This is a genomic window from Nonomuraea rosea (genome assembly GCF_039539705.1).
GTDB lineage: Bacteria > Actinomycetota > Actinomycetes > Streptosporangiales > Streptosporangiaceae > Nonomuraea > Nonomuraea rosea.
The window spans coordinates 1-761 of record NZ_BAABDQ010000147.1; the positions used below are offsets into that span (position 1 = coordinate 1).

Sequence of the window (761 nt, forward strand, 5' to 3'; positions counted from 1 at the left end):
CGAGTGCCCGTATTCGGTGGGGTCGGTGTCTGCCGTGTGGGCGGACGCCGTCCCCGGTGAATACGGGCACTCAGGCTTTATGGCCGGAGTTCAGCGCGGTGCGTGGACTCCTGGGCGGCGCGGGAGACGCGCCACAGACTCAGGCTGTGGCCCAAGCCCTACCACCTGCCGTGGCCATTGTTGTTGTGATTCCTGTTGATGACGACGATCCGGATCCGGCCGAACCCCTTGTGGTGGTTGCGGCGCCAGCCGCCGCCCCAGCCGCGGCCCCAGCCCCAGCCGCCGCCGCAGCGGCGCCAGGAGTGGCACCCGGTCAGGGTGGAGGAGCCGGTGCTGACCTGGGTGGCAGCGCCCGCGCTGGCCGCGGTCGTGGCCGCACCCGCGCTCACCACGCCGCCGGTCAGCGCCGTGCTGATGGCGAGGCCTGCGATAACACTCTTGAGCTTGGGCATTGCGTTTTCCCCCTAAAGGATCGATTGCCCCGTTCCCGCGCCCCCCGGACAGCCGGCCGATAAAACCGATGACCGGAGGAAACGCCACGGGCGATCGTTCACCAATCCCCCGCATCCTGCATATATCCGGCCGAAAAACGAACAAACCGGAATTGCCGACATTTGCCCGACACGAGGCCCGCGCATGACAAACAACCGCCCCGCCATCGCATATAACCGCCCCCATCGGAAAGGGGCCGGACAGCACAATGAGGGCCCCGCCGGCCAAGCCGGCGGGGCCCTCACCAGAAGAAGTGCCGTGGAGACGAG

General features: G+C 67.9%; 1 protein-coding gene. It reads right to left on the reverse strand.

Going from position 1 to position 761, the window contains the following annotated elements:
* Positions 1-158: 158 nt before the first annotated feature.
* Positions 159-452 carry a hypothetical protein gene (locus ABEA43_RS67825; RefSeq protein ID WP_345581607.1) on the reverse strand — a complete coding sequence of 98 codons (294 nt, stop codon included), beginning with the start codon at positions 450-452 and terminating at the stop codon, positions 159-161.
* Positions 453-761: the final 309 nt, after the last annotated feature.